The 16094-nt window shown below is 73.7% G+C and carries 11 protein-coding genes, 1 tRNA gene and 1 other RNA gene; 6 read left to right on the forward strand and 7 right to left on the reverse strand.

Going from position 1 to position 16094, the window contains the following annotated elements:
* Nucleotides 1–7 precede the first annotated feature (7 nt).
* The 4 genes from AC07FJ_RS16050 to AC07FJ_RS16065 form a co-directional block, all read right to left on the reverse strand.
* Nucleotides 8–304 (reverse strand): type II toxin-antitoxin system VapB family antitoxin, encoded by a 297-nt coding sequence (locus tag AC07FJ_RS16050; protein ID WP_289921192.1) that lies wholly within the window; start codon nt 302–304, stop codon nt 8–10.
* A 132-nt stretch (nt 305–436) separates the two neighbouring features.
* Nucleotides 437–2011, reverse strand: coding sequence for a M28 family metallopeptidase (locus tag AC07FJ_RS16055; protein ID WP_479049366.1), 1575 nt, complete (start codon nt 2009–2011; stop codon nt 437–439).
* Nucleotides 2012–2125: 114 nt separating this feature from the next.
* Nucleotides 2126–2791, reverse strand: coding sequence for an HhH-GPD-type base excision DNA repair protein (locus AC07FJ_RS16060; RefSeq protein ID WP_479049368.1), 666 nt, complete (start codon nt 2789–2791; stop codon nt 2126–2128).
* A 90-nt stretch (nt 2792–2881) separates the two neighbouring features.
* Nucleotides 2882–3526: a TetR/AcrR family transcriptional regulator gene (locus AC07FJ_RS16065; RefSeq protein ID WP_479049370.1), complete on the reverse strand. Its 645-nt coding sequence runs from the start codon at nt 3524–3526 to the stop codon at nt 2882–2884.
* Nucleotides 3527–3610: 84 nt separating this feature from the next.
* Here AC07FJ_RS16065 and AC07FJ_RS16070 point away from each other — a divergent pair, with 84 nt between their 5' ends.
* Entirely contained in the window at nt 3611–5152 is a 1542-nt protein-coding gene (locus AC07FJ_RS16070; protein WP_479049372.1) for an MFS transporter, read from the forward strand.
* Nucleotides 5153–5171: 19 nt separating this feature from the next.
* Here AC07FJ_RS16070 and AC07FJ_RS16075 read toward each other — a convergent pair whose 3' ends face one another.
* On the reverse strand, nt 5172–5585 hold the full coding sequence (locus tag AC07FJ_RS16075; RefSeq protein ID WP_468285834.1) for a YciI family protein: 414 nt from the start codon (nt 5583–5585) through the stop codon (nt 5172–5174).
* 294 nt (nt 5586–5879) lie between these two features.
* Between AC07FJ_RS16075 and AC07FJ_RS16080 the strand changes: the two genes are divergently transcribed.
* Complete coding sequence (locus AC07FJ_RS16080) at nt 5880–7208, forward strand: LPXTG cell wall anchor domain-containing protein (protein WP_479049374.1); 1329 nt, start codon at nt 5880–5882, stop codon at nt 7206–7208.
* Nucleotides 7209–7365: 157 nt separating this feature from the next.
* Here AC07FJ_RS16080 and AC07FJ_RS16085 read toward each other — a convergent pair whose 3' ends face one another.
* Together AC07FJ_RS16085 and AC07FJ_RS16090 are read right to left on the reverse strand one after the other, a co-directional pair.
* A complete protein-coding gene (locus tag AC07FJ_RS16085; protein WP_479049376.1) occupies nt 7366–9609 on the reverse strand; it encodes an FG-GAP repeat domain-containing protein in 2244 nt (747 codons plus the stop codon).
* 169 nt (nt 9610–9778) lie between these two features.
* Nucleotides 9779–9866, reverse strand: a tRNA-Ser gene (locus AC07FJ_RS16090).
* A 119-nt stretch (nt 9867–9985) separates the two neighbouring features.
* On the opposite strand from AC07FJ_RS16090, the gene ffs reads away from it, so the two are divergent.
* From ffs to AC07FJ_RS16110, 4 genes are all read left to right on the forward strand, one after another.
* An RNA gene (gene ffs, locus AC07FJ_RS16095) (signal recognition particle sRNA small type) lies at nt 9986–10084 on the forward strand.
* Nucleotides 10085–10156: 72 nt separating this feature from the next.
* Complete coding sequence (locus AC07FJ_RS16100; protein WP_479049378.1) at nt 10157–12445, forward strand: DNA polymerase III subunit gamma and tau; 2289 nt, start codon at nt 10157–10159, stop codon at nt 12443–12445.
* A 61-nt stretch (nt 12446–12506) separates the two neighbouring features.
* A complete protein-coding gene (purD, locus tag AC07FJ_RS16105) occupies nt 12507–13769 on the forward strand; it encodes a phosphoribosylamine--glycine ligase (protein WP_479049380.1) in 1263 nt (420 codons plus the stop codon).
* 245 nt (nt 13770–14014) lie between these two features.
* A complete protein-coding gene (locus AC07FJ_RS16110) occupies nt 14015–15976 on the forward strand; it encodes a M48 family metalloprotease (RefSeq protein ID WP_479049382.1) in 1962 nt (653 codons plus the stop codon).
* The last annotated feature ends 118 nt before the right edge of the window (nt 15977–16094 follow it).

Genomic DNA, 16094 nt, shown 5'->3' on the forward strand with positions numbered 1-16094 from the left:
GGAAGGCTCAGTCGAGCTCCAGCACGCGCGCGTGCAGGACCTGACGCTGCTGGAGGGCCGCGCGTACGGCGCGGTGCAGTCCGTCCTCGAGGTAGAGGTCGCCCTGCCACTTCACGACGTGCGCGAAGAGGTCGCCGTAGAACGTCGAGTCCTCGGCGAGGAGCGTCTCCAGATCCAGCTGGCCCTTGGTGGTCACCAGCTGGTCGAGGCGGACCGGGCGCGGCGCGACGTCCGCCCACGCGCGGGTGGATTCCCGGCCGTGGTCGGGGTACGGCCGCCCGTTGCCGATGCGCTTGAAGATCACACGGAAAGCCTACCGGGCGAGCGGTGCCGGGCGCAGCCACGTGGGGCCGATGTGGTGCCGAAAAACGCGACCCGGCACGAGCCGAGCCCCCGCGCGGACGCGGGGGCTCGGTGCGGTGCCTCGGCCGGAGGGTTACTCCGTCACCTCGTGGTCGTGGTCCTCGTGCAGGCCGCCGCCGCTGCCCGCGTCACCGTCGGTCGGGACGAACTCGACCGGCTTGCGCAGCGAGCTGAGGTCGTGGGCGTACGTACCCACGCTGTGGGCGATGACGTCGATGTTGGCGTCGAACGCCGTCATGTTGACGTTGTCGATGTCGTCGCACGCGGCGTGGTAGCAGGCGTCGTACGCGACCCCCGCCGTGCCGCCGAACTTCTCCGCCTGCTTGGCCGTCTTGGTGCCCTCGGCGCCCGTGAACGTACCGCCGGAGGGGATGCCGACCGCGATGAACGGGCCGTAGTCGGAGCGGCCGGTGAAGTCGGTGCCCTCGTGGGGGCGGCCCTGCTTGTCCATGAACTCGTTGATGTCGCGCTCGATCTGCGCGGAACCGGTCGGGCCGGCGGGCGCGCCGACGCCGTCGGAGTTGTCGCCGTCGTACACGAACAGGCCGTAGTTCGGCGAGGCGATCATGTCGAAGTTCAGATAGAGCTTGATCTCCTTGCGGTCGAGCTCGCTGAGCTGCTCGACGTAGTGCTCGGAGCCGAGCAGGCCGTTCTCCTCCGCCGACCACCAGGCGAAGCGCACCTTGTTGGTGGTGCGGTCCTTCTCCTTGGACTTGGCGAACTTCAGGGCGACGTCGAGCAGACCGGCGGAGCCGGAGCCGTTGTCGTTGATGCCGGGGCCGGCGGTCACCGAGTCGAGGTGGGCGCCGAGCATCACGGTGTTGGCGGCGTTGCCGCGCTGCGTCTCGGCGATGACGTTGTTGGTGGAGCGCGTCTCGCGGAGCTGGCGGATCTCGAAGTTCACCTCCACCGGCCCGGCGGCGGCGTCGGCGGCGAGCTTCTCGCCGTCCGCCTTGGTGACGCCGCCGGTCGGGATCTTGCCGACGGCCGGGTCGCCCAGGGTGCCGGACATGGCGCCCTCGGTGTTGTTGTAGATGATCGCGCCGACCGCGCCCGCCGCGGCGGCCTGGGTCTGCTTGTCGGCGAAGGTGCAGCCGCCGCGCTTGATCAGGGCGATCTTGCCGGTGAAGGTGCCGGTCGCGTAGTCGGTGGGCTCACAGCCGGGCGTCGTGTCGCTCGCCGGGGCCGGGACGGCGGCCACGGCCGCCTTGATGCCGCCGACGGGCGTCGAGGCGGTGTACGTCATCGCCTTGATGTCGACGGTGCGGGGCGAGGGCGAGACGACCGCGAGCTTCTCGGCCTGCGTCTCGGTGTAGACGAAGTCGAACTTCTGGTACTCGACCTGGTATCCGGCCTTCTTCAGCTGCTGGTACACGTACGCCGCGGAGGCGTCATGCCCGAGCGAGCCGGCGGCGCGGTGGCCCCCGGCCGAGTCGGCTATGCGCTGGAACATCTGCAGGTGCTTGTAGGCGTCCTTGGCGGACGCCTCCCTGACCAGCTTCTTGGACAGCTTGGCGGCGTCCTTGGCGGCGGCGGCGTCGGGCGTGGGGCGGCCGGCGGAAGCGGGGGAGGCGGAGGCCAGCAGGAGCGGGGTCGCGAGTGCGGCTGCGGCCAGGGTGGCCACGGCTCTGCGAGGGGTTGCGTTCACAGAGGTCCTTCCCGGTACGAACGAGGTGGAAGGGAAGCTAGCGATCTCCGCCCCATCTGTGAACAGATGTGCCGCAACTCACTGGCTATTCCGTACGATTCGCTGCGGAACATGTCACTCCGCCTCCGAAGTTCCGGTCGTCTTGGCGGTCTTGGCGGTCTTGGCGGTCTTGGCGGTCTTGGCGGTCTTGGCGGTCGCGGTCTTGGCGGTCTTGGCCGCGCGCTTGACCTCCTGCTTGTACGCGCGCACCTTGGCGAGCGACTCCGGCCCGGTGATGTCGGCCGCCGAACGGTACGAGCCCTCCTCGCCGTAAGCCCCCGCCGCCTCCCGCCACCCCTCAGGCCGTACGCCGTACTGCTTGCCGAGCAGGGCCAGGAAGATCTGCGCCTTCTGCTTGCCGAAACCGGGCAGTGCGAGGAGCCGGTCGAGCAGTTCCCGGCCGGTGGCGGCGTCCGACCAGACGGCGCTCGCGTCACCGTCGTACTCGTCCACCAGGTACTGGCACAGCTGCTGCACGCGCTTGGCCATCGAGCCGGGGTAGCGGTGCACGGCCGGCTTGGCGGACAGCAGCGCGACGAACTCCTCCGGGTCGTACGCGGCGATCTCGTGCGCGTCGAGGTCCTCGGCGCCCAGCCGTCGGGCGATCGTGTACGGGCCGGAGAACGCCCACTCCATGGGCACTTGCTGGTCGAGCAGCATCCCGACGAGCGCGGCGAGGGGGCTGCGGGCCAGCAGTTCGTCGGCCTCCGGCTGCTGGGCCAGGCGGATGGTGATCGTCATGGCCCGATGATCCCGCCCGGGCGTGGCGGCCGCACGGCGGGTGTGGCTTACGGCGTACGGAGTACGGCGTACGGGCGGGGGCAGGCGCCGTCAGGTGCCGTAGTACGCCAGGAACATGTCGACGCCGCTCGTGAGGAGCCGTTCCGTCAGGTCGTCGTCGAGGTCGGCGCCGTACTGGCCGAACACCATGTGCGGGAAGACCAGCAGCGCGTACAGCTGGACCACCGCCGCCTCCAGGTCCGGGACGGCGAGCCGGCCCCGGTCGGCCAGCGTGCGCAGCGCGTCGGCGACGGCGGGGTGGTGGCCGGCCGGGCCGCGGGTGCGCCAGGCCTCGCCGAGCTGCGGGAAGCGGTGGAGCTCGGTGGCGACGAGGGTGCGCAGGGCGGCGACGTCCTGGTTGGCGCGGACGGCGTGGACCCAGGCGCGCGCGGCGTCGAGGAAGGCGGTGCGCAGGTCGCCGGCGTCCTCGGTGTCGGCCAGCCGGGCGAGGGCGGCGGAGGAGTCGTCGTCGAGGGTCTCGTCCAGCGCGCCCGCGATGACGGCGGTGAAGAGCGCTTCCTTGCTGCCGAAGTGGTTGTAGACGGTCACCTTGGACACGCCCGCCTCGGCGGCGATGGCGTCCATGCCGACGCCGAAGCCCTCGCGCAGGAAGAGCACGCGGGCGGCCTCGACGATGGCCTGCCGCTTGCGGGCGGCGCGCGGGCCGGTGGGGGGCTGCTTGGCGTCGGCTGGCATGCGGTGAGGCTAGCACCGGGAAGTGTACGGACGAGTTCAACTGAACTGTTGAGTTCATATGAACCGAACCGTACAGTTCACTTCATGACGCATACCTCTTCTCCTTCGCACGCCGACCCGCCGTCGGACCGGGCCGCCCACGAGGCGTCGCGGCACGGGGCCGCGCACGAGGCGCCGGGCGGGGCACCGGACGGGGCCGCGCACGGGGCGTCGCACGAGGTGCCGCACCCGCGCCGCTGGGCCGCCCTGGCGCTGATCTGCCTGGCGCAGTTCATGCTGATCCTCGACGTCACCGTCGTGAACGTCGCGCTGCCCGACATGGCCGCCGATCTGCGCCTGGAGCGGACGACCCTGACCTGGGTCGTCACCGCGTACACGCTGTGCTTCGGCGGCCTCATGCTGCTCGGCGGCCGGCTCGCCGACGCCCTCGGCGCCCGCCGCACGCTCCTCGCCGGGCTGGCGCTCTTCACCGCCGCGTCCCTGGCCACCGGGCTCGCGGAGAGCGCCGTGGCGCTGATCGGCGGGCGCGTCGCGCAGGGCGTCGGCGCGGCCGTGCTCTCGCCCGCCGCGCTGGCCCTCGTGACCACCACCTTCCACGGCGCCGAGCGGAACAAGGCGCTCGGCGTGTGGGCGGCGATCGGCGGCACCGGGTCCGCCGCCGGGGTGCTGCTCGGCGGCGCCCTGACGGACGGGCCGGGCTGGCCGTGGGTCTTCTACGTCAACGTCCCGGTGGGCCTGGCCCTGCTGGTGGCGCTGCCCGCCGTCGTACCGCCGCGCCCGCCCCGCCCGTCCCGGCCGGCCTGGTCGTCTCGGTCCGCGCGGATGGACCTGCCGGGCGCGCTGCTCGTCACCGCCGGTACCGGCGCCCTGATCTACGGCCTGGTCGAGGCCGGCGACTCCGGCTGGGGCGCGGCCGCCACGCTGGTGCCGCTGCTCGGGTCGGTCGCGTTGTACGGGGCGTTCGCCGCTGTCGAGCGGGCGAGCCGGGCGCCGCTGATGGACCTGCGGATGTTCGCGCGGCGGCCGGTGGTCGCGGGGGCGTTCCTGATGCTGGTCGCGACCGCCCTGCTGATCGGTTTCTTCTTCCTCGGCTCGGTCTACCTCCAGCACGTGCGGGGGTTCAGCGCCCTGCGCACCGGGCTCGTCTTCCTGCCGGTCGCCCTCGCCACCGGACTGGGCGCGCACCTCGGGTCGCGGCTGGTGGGGCGGCTCGGCAGCAGGCCGACGGCCGTCGCGGGGCTGCTGATCGCCGCCGCCGGGTGCGTACCGCCGACCTGGCTCGGTGACCGTCCGAGCGTGTACGCGGGGCTGCTGCCGGGGCTGGTCGTCGCGTCGTTCGGCATCGGGGCCGTCTTCGTCACCGCCACGGCCACGGCGCTCGCGCTGACGGGCCACCACGAGGCCGGGCTGGCGTCGGGCGTCGTCAACACCTTCCACGAGGTGGGCGGTTCGGTCGGGGTCGCGGTGCTGTCGACCGTCGCCGCGGCGGGCATCGAGGGCGGCACGGCGGGTGGCTTCGCCACCGCGTTCGCCGTCTGCGCGGCGGTGGGCGCGGCGAGCGCGGTCGTCGCCCTCGTGCTCGTACCCCGGGCGAAGCCGCGGATGACGGGCGTGCACGCGCACTGACGGCCGGGAAGGAGGGGGTTCAGATGTCGCGGCCGCTCTCCAGGATGGGCCGGATGACGACCGGATAGTCGGGCGAGCCCTCGGGCACGGGGCACTGGGCGATGCGCGCGGCGATCTCGGTGACGCGGTCGAGGCTGTCGCAGTCGAGCACCCAGTAGCCGGCGATCAGCGTCTCGGTCCGGTCGTACGGAGCGTCACTGACCACCGGCCGCCCGTCCTCGCCCGCCGTGACGAAGCGGGTGCGGGCGGGCTCGGCCAGGCCCTGCCCGTCCAGCATCTCGCCCGAGCGGACGAGGGCCTCGTTGAGCTTCTCCATGAAGGCGAACATCGTCTGGACGTCGTCCTCGGTCCACGCGGGATACCGCTCGGAGGCATCGCCGTTCATCGCCTCGTAGTCCGCCTGCGAGCCCTGCACCATGACCAGGTACTTCATGCCGTCGCTCCTCGGATGCGGTGCCGCCCCCTCAGGGCCACTCTCACAGGGGATCCCGGCTCCGGCCAGCCCGCTTGGTGACATGAGTCACAGAGAAATCACGGAAACGTGGGCAACTGCCCCCGTTGCCCTTCTATGTCTGTCGCCGGGGCCGTGTCCGGCCGGAAATCCCCAGGGAATTGAGCTGTCCGCCCCTTTATCGCGGTCATACGATCACCCCATCGTCGGCCGCGCTGCGTGAGCTCCACCCCGCCGTGGCCGCTCCCACTCTTTCGGACCCAGAAAAGGGCTCTAGTGAAGATCCGACGCATTCTCGCAACGGCTGTCGCCGCTGCCGTGACGACGCCCGTCGTGATGCTGTCCGTCACCCCCGCGTACGCCGACAGCAAGCCGACGGCGTCGCAGTCCAAGCCTGCCAAGGCCTCCATCGCGGAGCTGGAGAAGGCCGCCGCCGAGGCGCAGAAGGCGTACGACGCCGCCGTCGCCGCGGAGAAGGCCGCCTACGCCGCCGTGGAGGCGGCGCTGTCGGACACCGCTCCGCACGCCGTCGCCGCCCAGGCCGCCGCGAAGGAGGCGGAGGCCGCCGCCGCCGCGAAGACCGCCGCCGACCAGGCCCTCGCCGACGCCAAGGCCAAGCAGCAGGCGCTGCCCGCCGAGGCCACGGACGAGGAGAAGGCGGCCGCCCAGAAGGCCGTCGACGACGCGGAGACCGCGGCCAAGGCGGCCGCGGAGGCCAAGACCGCCGCCGACGCCAAGGCCGAGGCTGCCGACGAGGCGGCGGACGACGCCCGGGTCGCTGCGGTCCGCGTCTACGGCCAGGCCCAGAAGGCCACCGCCGACGCCCTGAAGGCGAAGGAGGCCGCCGACAAGGCGCTCGCCGACGCCAAGGCGGAGGAGGGCGACGAAGGCGACGAGGGCGACGAGGGCGACGAGGATGACGACGACTCGGGGTACTGCGTCCCCGAGCCGGAGCTCACCACCGTGGTGACCGGCCTGCCGTCCAAGGTCGTCGCCGGTACGACGGTGAACTTCACCCTGCGTGTCACCAACGGCACCGACAAGACGATGGACGAGGTGTACCCGCTCGTCGGCGTCCACGCCATGGACACGTCCGGTGAGGAGTCGATCGACGACCTGCTGCGCCTGCAGTGGTCCTCGACCGCCTCCCCCACGTGGCACACCGTCGACGGCTTCGGCGACATCGACGCCATCAGCCCGCTGAAGGCCGGCACCCACGCCGACATCAAGCTGCGCCTGACCGTCGACTCCAAGGCCCCGGCAGGCGAGGGCATCGCCCTGGCCGCCGGTGACTACTACAACGACGACGACACCTGCGGCGGCACCCCGGAGCTCGAGGAGTACCCCTTCACGATCGCGGCCGCGGGCACCAAGCCGGGCAAGGTCGACGACGCCAAGCCCAGCGGGACCACCCCGCGCACTCCGGCCGCGACGCCGCAGGGCGTGACGTCCACCCAGCCGGTGTCCACCACCACGGGCAGCCTCGCCAAGACGGGCTCCTCCTCGGCCATGCCGCAGATCGCCCTCGCGGGCGGCGTCGCGGTGGCCCTGGGCGCCGGCGCGATGATCGTCGTCCGCCGCCGCAAGGCCGACGCGAACGGCTGAGCCGTCCGCGCCACCAGCTGAACCCCCGGTGGGGGGCCGGACCTCTCCGGCCCCCCACCGGTGTTTTAACCGCCGGTCTTTTGCCGCCGGGCACACGCCAGAGGGCCGGACCGCAGGAGCGGTCCGGCCCTCTGTGCCGGTGCGGGAAGCCGAACGGTTATGCGATGTTGTTGAACTTGGAGCCCTCGCCCGCGTACAGCGACGTCGCCTGACGGCTGAAGACCGCGGTGGTGGAGCCCGTCGAGCGGTAGACGTACGTGCCGCCCGCCCCGTACGCGATCAGGTCCGGGCGCCCGTCGCTGTCGACGTCACCGGCGCCGACGAGCTGGGTGAAGGCACCCCAGCCGCTGCCGACGCGCACGCGGGTGGAGAAGCCGCCGCTGCCGTTGCCCTGGTACAGCCAGAGGACTCCGGCGGTGTCGCGGGCGACCAGGTCACCGGCGGCCGTACCGGCGATGTTCCCGACGGCGGTGAGCTGGTTGTAGACGCCCCAGCCGCCGCCGACGCGCACGCGGGCGGCGAAGGGGGCGGTGGCGGAGCCCGTGCCCTTGTAGAACCACAGCACGCCGGCGGTGTCCGTGGCGAGGAGGTCGGCGCGGCCGTCGCCGTTCAGGTCCGAGCCGCCGGTGAGCTTGTTGTAGATGCCCCAGCCGCCGCCGACGCGGGCGCGGCTTGTGAAGGTGCCGTCGCCCTTGCCGAGGTAGTGCCAGAGCACACCCGAGCCGTCGAGGGCGACCAGGTCGCCGACCTCGTTCCCGGCGATGTTGCCGACGGCCTCGATCTGCTTGTACGTCTGCCAGCCCGCGCCGATCCGCGTGCGCTGGGCGGGCTTGACCTGGCCGTTGACCGGCCGGTCCAGCAGGTCGTCGCGCCACAGCACGCCGGCGGAGTCCCGGGCGAGGACGTCGGTGGAGCCGTTGTTGGTGTAGTCGTGGGGGTTGGCCGTCCGGGCGACCGCCATGAGGAAGCCCTCGTAGGCGGACTCCCCGACGCCGTCGAGCGGCGTCGCCTCGGCCTCCACCGCGTACGTGCCGTTGGGCGCGTCCACTCCGCCGATGATGCCGTCCCAGGTGTAGCTGAAGAGGGTGCCGGTGGCCGGGGCGTTCACACGCTGCCGGAACTCCTTGCCCGTGACGGTGTGCGTGAGCGTGACGTCCAGGTAGGCGTCGCGGCGCGACAGCGTCCAGCCCAGCGTCACCTTCCCGCCGGTCTTGTCGAGGTACGCCACCTCGGGGATGTGGATCTGCTCGATCTTCACACCGGCGGCGACGGGGGTGCCGGTCGCCGCCACCTTGGTGACCGTCGGGGCGCCGTCCGTTCCGGCCGCGATCCGGAACAGCCCTTCGCCGTCGGCGGCTCGCGCGCCGTGCACCACGGCGGTGCCGTCGCCGGCGGCCATCGACGAGGAGCCGGAGTCCAGGAGGTCGCGGGTCTCGCCGGTGCTCAGGGAGACGGCCTTGACCGGCGTCGTGGGGTTGCCGTAGACCAGCCAGTCGCCCACGAGCGAGGTGTACCACTCGGCGGTGTGGGCGCCCAGGACGGTCCGCTTCACCTCGCCCGACGCGCGGTCGACGGACCGGATGAGCCCGCCGGTGCCGGCCTCGTACTCGTACCAGCTCACGTGCGAAGCGGAGAACTCCAGGCCGCCGTAGCCGATCCCGGACTCCGCGGCCGCGTAGGTCGCGGTCACCGTCCCGGCGGCCACGTCGACCATGGCCCGTCCGCCGGTCCGCGCGTCCGCCGGACCGGTCTCGTACCCGACCAGGACGGAACCGTCCCGGACCCTCGAACCGAAGAAGTCGGTGGCGTCCGCGGGCAGCCCGGCCACCTTGCGGGTGGTCGTCGAGGCGCCGTCCTTGGTCACGACGTGCAGCTCCGCCGTGCCGTCGTCCTTCGTCAGCTGCGCGAGGACGCTCGTCGGGCTCAGCACGGCCACGTAGTTGCCGTTCAGCGCGCCGAGGTCGATGCCGACGCCCGGGGCGGAGGGGGTGGCCATGTCGCGCAGGGTGAGCGTACGCATCCGGGCGGACCAGTTGGCGTCACCGAGGACGACCACGTCGTCGGCGCCGATGGTCCAACCGCCGCCCTCGGGCTCCTGCAGCGGGGTCGGGGCACCGCCGTCGAACGGCGTCCAGAGCAGCTCACGGTCGCCGTCCTGCGCGAACGAGTAGGTGAGGAAACCGGAGGTGCCCACACCTCCGAGGTCGGTGCCCTCCGGGTAGACGGGAAGGGCGTCGGCCGCCTCGGCCGACCCGGAGCCGGAGAAGGCGCCGGGGACGGAGCCCGGAGCGGCGGCGAAGGCGACCGGGGCGGTGGCCAGCGTGCCGGCGCCGAGGGCCGTGACGGCGAGGACGGCCGTGACGGCCGCGGCGAGACGGGCGCCGGTGGAGCGGACCTGCAAGGTGAACCCCCATGAGAAGGCGGAAACGGGACTGCCGTGCATGATCAGACTCAGGAGGGGGTCGAGTGGTTGTACGAGAACCGAGGCGGAAACCGAGACCGGGACGCACAACGTCGAAGGGCCCCGCAGCAAGCTGCGGGGCCCTTCGACAACGTGCCCGGTGAGGCACTGGCGGAGGATACGAGATTCGAACTCGTGAGGGGTTGCCCCCAACACGCTTTCCAAGCGTGCGCCCTAGGCCTCTAGGCGAATCCTCCGCCGCAAACAATACAAGACGTTGAGGAGTGCTCGCGAACCCGATCCCGGAACCCCCGCGCGCCCCGCCCGGAGGCACCCCCGGGGTGGCCCGCAGGCCCGTGGGATCGGGTAGGCTGGGCGCAGCCCCTCACGTGGCGCTATCTGACTGAACTCCCCCAGGGCCGGAAGGCAGCAAGGGTAGGTCGGCTCTGGCGGGTGCGTGGGGGGCGCTTGCGTGTGCGGGTCCCGGGCTTGTCGCGGGCTTCGCGGGGCGGGCCGGTTGTCGGTGGGGCCCGATATCGTCGTAAGGGTGTCGTCCCTTGCGCTGTACCGCCGCTATCGTCCCGAGACCTTCGCCGAGGTCATCGGGCAGGAGCATGTCACCGACCCGCTGCAGCAGGCCCTGCGGAACAACCGGGTCAACCACGCGTACCTGTTCAGCGGGCCGCGGGGATGTGGCAAGACGACCAGTGCGCGCATCCTCGCCCGCTGCCTGAACTGCGAGCAGGGGCCCACGCCCACGCCTTGCGGGGAGTGCCAGTCCTGCCGGGACCTCGCGCGGAACGGGCCGGGGTCGATCGACGTCATCGAGATCGACGCCGCCTCGCACGGTGGCGTGGACGACGCCCGTGACCTGCGGGAAAAGGCCTTCTTCGGGCCGGCGAGCAGCCGGTACAAGATCTACATCATCGACGAGGCCCACATGGTCACCCCGGCGGGCTTCAACGCCCTGCTGAAGGTGGTCGAGGAGCCTCCGGAGCACCTCAAGTTCATCTTCGCGACGACCGAGCCCGAGAAGGTCATCGGGACGATCCGTTCGCGGACGCACCACTATCCGTTCCGGCTCGTACCGCCCGGGACCCTGCGGGACTATCTCGCCGAGGTGTGCGGCAAGGAGCAGATCCCCGTCGACGACGGCGTCCTGCCGCTGGTCGTGCGGGCGGGGGCCGGGTCCGTACGTGACTCGATGTCCGTGATGGACCAGCTGCTGGCCGGCGCCACGGAGGAGGGTGTGACCTATGCCATGGCGACCGCCCTCCTCGGTTACACCGACGCCTCGCTCCTCGACGCGGTCGTGGACGCCTTCGCGTCCGGTGACGGCGCCGCGGCGTTCGAGGTCGTGGACCGGGTCATCGAGGGCGGCAACGACCCGCGGCGGTTCGTCGCCGATCTGCTGGAGCGGCTGCGCGACCTGGTGATCCTGGCCGCCGTGCCGGACGCCGCGGAGAAGGGGCTCATCGACGGGCCGGCCGATGTGGTCGAGCGCATGCAGGCGCAGGCCTCCGTGTTCGGGGCCGCCGAGCTCAGCCGCGCGGCGGACATCGTCAACACCGGGCTCACCGAGATGCGCGGCGCCACCTCGCCGCGGCTGCAGCTGGAGCTGATCTGCGCGCGCGTGCTGCTGCCGGCCGCGTTCAGCGACGAGCGCTCGATGATGGCCCGGCTCGACCGGCTCGAGCGGGGCTCCGTCGTGCCCCCCACCGCCTTCCAGCCGAGCGGGCCCGGGCCCGCCATGGGGTACGTGCCCGGCCCCGAGGCCCATGTCCAGGCCGCCCCGGTGGTCCCGGCCGCTCCGGTCGCCCCGGTGCCCCCGGGCGGCGGGCCCGCCGCCGCCCGTGCGGCGGTGCGCGGCGACGCGCCCGCCGCTCCTCCCGCCCCTGTGGCGGCGGAGGCCGCCCCCGCCCCCGCGCCCACGCCTACCCCCGCGCCCGCCCCCGCCCCGCAGCCCCCCGCCGAGGCCCGTCCCGGTGCCTGGCCCTCCGCCGCGGCCCCCGGCTCCCGGGAGTCCGGCGCGCGGCCCGGCGCCTGGCCGACCGCCTCCGCGCCCGGTTCGCAGGGCGAGGCCCGGCGCCCCGGCGGCTGGCCCACGGCTCAGACGGCCCCGCCGCAGTCCGAGGCCGCCGCCCCGGCGGCTCCGGCCCCCGCGCCCGCCCCGGCCCCCGCACCCGCGGCCGCGCCCGGAGGCTCGGCCCAGGGCGCCGCCCAGGTGCGGAACATGTGGCCCGACATCCTGGAGGCGGTCAAGAACCGCCGCCGCTTCACCTGGATCCTCCTGAGCCAGAACGCCCAGGTCGCCGGGTTCGACGGCACCACCCTCCAGCTCGGCTTCCTCAACGCCGGCGCCCGGGACAACTTCGCGAGCAGCGGCAGCGAGGACGTGCTCAAGCAGGCGCTCGCCGAGCAGTTCCACGTCCAGTGGAAGATCGAGGCGATCATCGACCCGTCGGGCGGCGCCACGCCCCCGCCGGCGTACGGCGGCGGCAGCGGCACGGGCGGTGGCGGCGTAGGCGGTGGCGGCGGCTACGGCAGCCGCCCGCCCCAGGCGCCAGGCCCCGCCGCGCCCGCCCCGCAGGCGCCCTCCCCCCGCCCCGTACAGCAGTCGTCGCAGGGGCCGGCCGCCTCGGCTTCCCGGTCGCAGACGCCCTCGGCCCAGCCCCAGCGGGCCGCCGAGTCCCCATCCGCGCCGCGGCAGGTCGCGCCCGAGGATGACATGCCGGAGGACGACGATCCCGACCTCGTCGACTCGGCCCTCTCCGGCCACGAGCTGATCGTCCGCGAGCTCGGCGCCACCGTGGTGGAGGAATATACGAACGAGTAGGAGGGGTGGCCTCGGCATCCCGCACAAGGGGCACCCGCCCCCGCGGGCTACCCTGGCTGGCGTGAAGGTCCTCGTCATCGGCGGCGGCGCCCGCGAACACGCCCTGTGCCGCTCCCTCTCGCTCGATCCCGACGTCACCGCTCTGCACTGCGCGCCCGGCAACGCCGGAATCGCGGAGGTCGCCGAGCTCCACCAGGTGGACGCCCTCGACGGCGCCGCCGTGGCCCGCCTCGCCACCGGCCTGGAGGCCGACCTGGTCGTCGTCGGCCCGGAGGCGCCGCTCGTCGCCGGTGTCGCCGACGCCGTACGGGCGGCCGGCATCCCCTGCTTCGGCCCCTCCAAGGAGGCCGCCCAGCTGGAGGGCTCCAAGGCGTTCGCCAAGGACGTGATGGCCGCCGCCGGTGTGCCCACGGCCCGTTCGTACGTCTGCACCACGCCCGACGAGATCGACGCGGCGCTCGACGCCTTCGGCGCTCCGTACGTCGTCAAGGACGACGGTCTCGCGGCCGGCAAGGGCGTCGTCGTCACGAGCGACATCGAGCAGGCCCGCGCGCACGCGCTCTCCTGCGACCGCGTCGTCATCGAGGAGTACCTCGACGGCCCCGAGGTCTCCCTCTTCGCGATCACCGACGGCCGCACCGTCCTGCCGCTCACCCCCGCGCAGGACTTCAAGCGAGCCCTCGACGGCGACGAGGGCCCGAACACCGGCGGCATGGGCGCGTACTCGCCGCTGCCCTGGGCCGACCCCAAGCTGGTCGACGACGTCATGGCGACCGTCCTCCAGCCCACCGTCGACGAGCTGCGCCGCCGCGGCACGCCCTTCGCCGGGCTGCTGTACGCGGGCCTCGCCATGACCTCGCGCGGCGTCCGCGTCATCGAGTTCAACGCCCGCTTCGGCGACCCCGAGACGCAGGTCGTGCTGGCCCGCCTCAAGACGCCGCTGGCGGGCGTCCTGCTGAACGCCGCCCAGGGCACCCTCGACGCCGAGCCGCCGCTGAACTGGCGCGACGACGCCGCCGTCACCGTGGTCGTCGCCGCGCACAACTACCCCGGCACGCCGCGTACCGGCGACGTGATCGAGGGCCTGGACGAGGTCGCGGCCGAGGACGCGCCGCACGCGTACGTCCTGCACGCCGGGACCAAGCGGGACGGGGACGCCGTCGTGAGCGCCGGTGGGCGCGTGCTGTCGGTCACCGCGACCGGCAAGGACCTGGCGCAGGCGCGCGAGCGGGCGTACGCGGCGGTCGGGCGCATCCGTCTGGAGGGCGCGCAGCACCGCACGGACATCGCACGCAAGGCCGCCGAACACCCGGCCGGGGAGTAACCGCGCAGTGAACCCCGGGACGGCCCGCGCCGTCCACACCTTTGCCCAAAGCCATTCCATCGAGTGACGGCTGGGCCATCCGGATGACGCCTGCCGACACCCCAACTAGGGTGCCGCGCAGGCGTTCCGGCACTTGGCCCACCGGCATTGCGATGTCAGTGGCGGGTGCCACAGTGGGGGAGTGAGCAACGCCACCGCAGGGCAGTCCGCCGCAGGGCAGGAGGGGGTGACGTACGGCCATGTCCATGTCCGATGCCGGAATGGGTGAGGAGCGGGGTGCGCGGGCCGCACGCGCCCGTGCCCTCGCCGTGCTGCGCCTCCGCGGCCGCGCCGTGGCCGTCGCGCTGCTGCCCGCGGCCCTCGCGGTCGTCCTGTGGGCCGGGAGCGCCACCGGACACCTGACCGCCGACGGCTGGGACGCGGTGCGCTGGGTGGTGACGGCCGTCGCCGTGATCGTGCTGCTCGCGGCCGTGGCCGTCGGCGCCGTGATCACCCGGGCCCGGCCCGCGCTGAGTCCGACGGTGGAGATCGCGGAGGAGTCGGCACCCGATCTGTACCGGCTCGTCGAGGACCTGGCCGGGCGGCTGGAGGTGCCCGTGCCCTCCGCGATAGCGCTGACCCCCGACTGCGACAGCTGGCTCGAGGACCGTACGCACCGGGCGCACGGCATACCCGGCGCCCACCGTCAGGGCACGGCGCCCGTCCTCGTCATCGGCTCGCCCTTCCTGTGGTGGATGCGCGTGGCCGAGCTGCGGGCGGTGCTGGCGCCGGTCGTGGCCGGTACGGGGCCGTCGGCGCACCCCGACATAGCCGCGGCGCGCCGTTTCGTGCGCGGCCTGGACGCGGCCGTCGCGGTCGCGGGCCGGCCGGGGCTCGATCCGGTACGGAGGGCGGGGGCGCGGTTCGTCGGGGCGGCCGCCCGGCTGCTGCTGCGGGGGTGCCAGGCGCACGTCGCGGAGATGGAGCGGGGTGTCGCGTCCGCCGCGTCCGAGCGTGCACAGGCGGTGGACTACGGTCTGCGGATCGTCGCCCAGGAGCAGGTCGGGCTCGCCTACGCGGGCTGGGACCGGCTGCTGACGCGGGTCGCGCTGCCCGCGTGGCGCATGGGCCGCTGGCCGTGCCGGCTGGACGCGGGCGTGGTCTCCGCGCTCACCGAGCTGTCGCGGCGCGACCGGCTCGCCGAGGGGTTCGCCTCCCGGCTGGGCGAGCGGCCCGCGTGCGACCTGCTGGAGGAGCCGGGGCTCGTCGACGAGGCCGCCTCGCTGCTCGCCGCCCGCCTCTTCCACGGCGGTCCCGCGATGGCGGGCCCCGACTGGGCCCCGGTGGACTGGCAGCAGTACCCGGACGAGGTCGTCGACCGCAAGTGGCGCACCGAGGCGGCCCGCCTGCACCGCGCCCTGGACGGCCTGGGCGTCCGCCGCGGGGCCACCGAGCCCTCGCTGGAGCGCGTCCTCGACCACCTCACGGCCCCGCAGACCGCCGACCCCCTGGCGGAGGCCATCACCGCGGCCCTCGCCGCCGAGGAGGCCGCCCCCCGGTCACCCGAGCCCGCGACTGGGCCCGCGCCCGCGCCTGCCACTGCGGCCGCGTGGCCGGATACCGCCGGTGCCGCCGGTGCCGCCGGCGTGAATCCACCGGCCGCTTCTTCGGTGGCCGGTCCCGAGGGCCCCGCCCCCGAGGCCGTTGCTGCCTGGCCGGATCCCGTCGGCGCCGCAGGTACTGCCGGTGCCACAGGTGCCGCCGGGTCGCCCGGTGTCGCGGCGGACGCCGACCCCGAGGCTCCGACCCCGCGCGGTCCCGAGGCACCGGACGCGCCCGCGCCCGCGGCCTCCCTCGCGCCCCCTCCGGGATCCGCACCGCCCGCCTCCGCCTCGGCCTCCCCCTCCGCCTCCGCCGAGCTCGTGCTCGGCTGGCCGACGGCCGGCGGCGAACAGCTGCCGCTGTTCCCGCTCCAGCCGCCCCGCAGCGGGCGGGAGTTGCTCGTCGATCACGTCACGGCCATGGTCTGCTGCGCCGCCGTCGACACGGCGGGTGCCGCGCCCGGTCTCGACTGGCTGGACGGGCCCGCCCTGCTCGTCGACGGCAAGCGGCGCGCCGACCTCGCCGGGCCGGTCCTCACGCTCGTGGAGGACGCCGACCCCGAGCCCCTGCGCGCCTGGCTCGCCGCCGTGGGCGTACGTCCCGAGAAGCCCGTCCGCCTCGCCTGACGGCACCCACCCCGCTCACACGCCCCCATAGCAGCGCCCGGATCACCCCCGTAAGACCGGAATGCCGTGCTCCGTTCCCGCCAATTAACGACGAACGGTGACGGACTGCGTGCGTTAT

The sequence above is a fragment of the Streptomyces sp. NPDC045998 genome, assembly GCF_056430285.1.